General features: G+C 63.3%; 4 protein-coding genes and 1 tRNA gene. 2 read left to right on the top strand and 3 right to left on the bottom strand.

The window, feature by feature from the left end:
• Together EN994_RS23875 and rpiA are read right to left on the bottom strand one after the other, a co-directional pair.
• Window positions 1-548, bottom strand: a 548-nt coding sequence (locus EN994_RS23875; protein ID WP_127307847.1) for a DUF2059 domain-containing protein, incomplete at its 3' end; no start/stop codon positions are given.
• On the bottom strand, window positions 535-1,266 hold the full coding sequence (gene rpiA / locus EN994_RS23870; RefSeq protein WP_027036598.1) for a ribose-5-phosphate isomerase RpiA: 732 nt from the start codon (window positions 1,264-1,266) through the stop codon (window positions 535-537). The genes EN994_RS23875 and rpiA, both read right to left, overlap by 14 nt.
• 325 nt (window positions 1,267-1,591) lie before the next feature.
• Between rpiA and EN994_RS23865 the strand changes: the two genes are divergently transcribed.
• A complete protein-coding gene (locus EN994_RS23865) occupies window positions 1,592-2,275 on the top strand; it encodes a phosphoglycolate phosphatase (RefSeq protein WP_063167998.1) in 684 nt (227 codons plus the stop codon).
• Between the two features lie 129 nt (window positions 2,276-2,404).
• Window positions 2,405-2,479, top strand: a tRNA-Val gene (locus EN994_RS23860).
• Window positions 2,480-2,882: 403 nt separating this feature from the next.
• On the opposite strand, the gene EN994_RS23855 is transcribed toward EN994_RS23860, so the two are convergent.
• Window positions 2,883-3,236, bottom strand: coding sequence for a hypothetical protein (locus tag EN994_RS23855; protein WP_013531688.1), 354 nt, complete (start codon window positions 3,234-3,236; stop codon window positions 2,883-2,885).
• Window positions 3,237-3,280 lie beyond the last annotated feature (44 nt).

Raw genomic sequence — 3,280 nt, 5'->3', positions numbered from 1 at the left:
GCGGCGGCGCCGTCGGCGGGCGCGGCGGGTGCTGCCTGCGCCTTTGCCTTGGCGGCAGAGGCCAGCGTTTCGCCGGCCTGCTGGGCGAGATCGCGGCCGAGGCCGTTCTGCCAGATGTCGGCTGCCTTGACCAATTCGCGGGTCACCGTCGGGCCGCTATCGAGCAGCTTCTTGCCCGAATCGGAATTGTAGAAGGCGGCGATGTCGGTCAGTTCCTTTTCGGAGAACACTTTCGCGTAGGCGAGTGCGGCTTCCTTCTCGAGGTCGGCACGGCGCGAGGCCAGCGCCAGAGCCTTCTCGTTGATGGTCTTGCCGATCAGTTCCTGCATGTCCGGGTTCTTCTGGATCAGCTGCGATTCGAGCGCCGCGGCTGCCTGCGGCAGGATGTTGTCGAACGGGTCGGTCGCGTGGATCGCAGCGACCGCCGCGCGGGCGGCCTTCAGGTGCGCTTCCGTGACATCCTGCGAAAACGCCGGCGACGAGAAGGCGAAAACGGCCGAGGCCGCCAGAAGGACGGAAAGGCTGCGAACCCGGTTATGCAACGTCATGATCGGTAGAACTCCCTGGTTTTCGGGCGGCATGGACGGTTTGGATACCGTCGCCGCCGGCGATGATGGCCGCTGAAGCCAGCCCGATGAAAAGACCATGCTCGACCACGCCCGGAATGGCGTGGAGAGCATTCGAAAGCGCTCTTGTATCCGGAATGCGGCCAAAAGATGCATCGAGGATAAAATGGCCGCCGTCTGTAACAAAAGCCTGCCCGCCCGTCATCCTCAATGTGACCGGTCCGGAAAGACCGAGCTTTTCAGCCGCCGCGGCAACCGCGATTTCAGTGGCGCGCAGGCCGAACGGATTGACTTCGATCGGCAGGGGAAAACGGCCGAGCGTCTCGACCATCTTGGAGCGGTCGGCGATGACGATCATGCGCTGGGACGCCGCGGCGACGATCTTCTCGCGCAGCAGCGCGCCGCCGCCGCCCTTGACCAGGGTCAGTTCCGGGTCGACTTCGTCGGCGCCGTCGACGGTGAGATCCAGCTCTGGCGTTTCCTCCAGCGTCGACAGCGGCACGCCAAGCTCGCGGCAGAGCAACGCGGTGCGCTCCGAAGTCGGTACGCCGATGACGGTCATGCCGGTTGCAACCTTTTCGGCAAGCAGCCGCACGAACTCCTCGGCCGTGGTGCCGGTGCCGATGCCAAGCCGCATGCCGTCGCTTACATGGGCGAGTGCTGCCCGCGCGGCTTCGACCTTCAACTGCCTTGCATCCATGTCGGTTATTGCCCCGGAAATTCGCTGCCGGGCTCGTAGCATTTTTGCCGGTCCGGTCAAAGCCCTGGACGGCGCTTCTCCAGGTGATGCTCAGTGTAGGAATTATTTCCTTGACGGGTGAGTGCAGCTATGCTACATTTTTGCCTATGGTGCTGATTTGCGCCAACAACCCGCCGTCGAAGCGGGTTTTTTCATATCGGACGGGCCCGCTGCGAATGCCCGGCCTGATAAGCAGGCCCCGCCTGAACGAGCTGGCCCAGCGCTTGCCTTGACGCGCCGCAGCCTTTATCGCCTGCCCCTGTAGAAACTTGCCCCAGGACAGACCATGACCCGACCGATCATCGTGTTCGACCTCGACGGTACGCTGATCGACACAGCGCCGGACCTGCTCGACAGCCTCAACCACAGCCTGGCCGCCAGCGAGATCGCGGCGGTCGACGAAGCCGGCTTCAGGCGCTTTGTCGGTCACGGCGGCCGGGTGATGATCGAGCGGGCGCACGCCGCCCATCAGCGATCGCTTGCCGTCGAGGAGCACGACCGGCTGCTGAAACTTTTCCTCGACCACTACACGCTCAACATCCCCGGCAAGTCACGCCCCTACCCCGGTGTCGTCGAGGCGATCGCGCGCTTCGAGGAGGCCGGCTATACCCTCGCCATCTGCACCAACAAATACGAAGCCAACTCGCTGGCGCTGATCGAGGCGCTCGGCCTGACCAAACATTTCGCGGCCATCGCGGGCCAGGACACGTTCGCCTTCCGCAAACCCGACCCGCGCCATTTGATCGAGACCATAAAGCTGGCCGGCGGCGACCCTCACCGCGCCCTGATGGTCGGCGATTCGCAAACCGACATCGACACGGCGAAAGCCGCCGGCATTCCGGTGGTGGCGGTCGATTTCGGCTACACCGACCGCCATGTGCGCGAATTCGAACCGTCGGCTGTCATTTCGCATTTCGACGCCCTGACGCTCGACCTGGCGCAAAGGCTGATTGCCGCTGCCGGAAACTGACTGGAAGGCGGCCGGAGACAGGGCGCAAAGCACAGCAAAACCGATCCGTGTCAGAACGCCGGACAGCGCCTTGACTTCCCGCACCCGCCTCCCTTATATCGCGGCTCGCTTGGCCTTCGGGCAACGAGCGGGCGATTAGCTCAGCGGGAGAGCACACCCTTCACACGGGTGGGGTCGCAGGTTCAATCCCTGCATCGCCCACCATCGGCCTTCCTGAACGCCGCACCCCAAAATGCCTAGCAACTACACCCCGCCCCTTGCCCGCCAAAAATTCTTCTGGGCGAATTCCACGCGCTGCTGTAGCTCGCATATCTCTGGAACGGGCAGACGTCGGAGCCGTTTTGGACCTTCATCTGTTCGCGATCCCAAAACGACACCCTCGATGCGGTCGTCGGCGCAAAAGACCGTATAGCGTTGTTCCGGCTCAGCGCTCGGGCTTGCTCCATGGGCCGGGCTTCATCGAGCGCCACTTGCCCGACAGGTCGCTGACCGCTTCGTCCGTTAGCCAAAGATGCGTAGTCGCAGCAATGGAAGGCGGCGAGATAGTCGCCGCGCATGAACTCCTGTCGATGGGGCCAAACTCTGCCCTACGCCGGTCGAGCCGCGATCAGCGCTTCATCGCGTGCAGGATGGCCTGCATGTGCTCTTCCAGGTCGAGTTCGCCCCGAGCCTCGGCGGTCAACAGGTAATCGGCCTTGGCCCGGCGGTCGCCTCGGCTGATCGCAGGATAGGAGCAGATGGCAAGCAATGCTTCCTGTTCAATCCGGTCTGCCCTCTTGCGATCGTGGCTGCTGCTGCCCGCTTGATGAACAACCCTGTGAAGCCCGACATAGCTGGCTTCATGGGCTCCGATCAGCGCCCGCAATTCGGGTGAGGCCCCTTCCGCTTCGGCAAATGTCGGTTCAACAACCGAGGCCACGGCGGTGAACGCAAGAAGTGTACGGCGTGTGATTTCGGGCATGCCTCATATCCCTGCTGTCTGATCATGCAGGCACACCATAGCAC

The organism is Mesorhizobium sp. M7A.F.Ca.CA.002.09.1.1 (assembly GCF_003998555.1).
GTDB lineage: Bacteria > Pseudomonadota > Alphaproteobacteria > Rhizobiales > Rhizobiaceae > Mesorhizobium > Mesorhizobium ciceri.
Note: the sequence above shows the minus strand (reverse complement) of the source record. Positions and strands in the feature narration are given on the sequence as shown.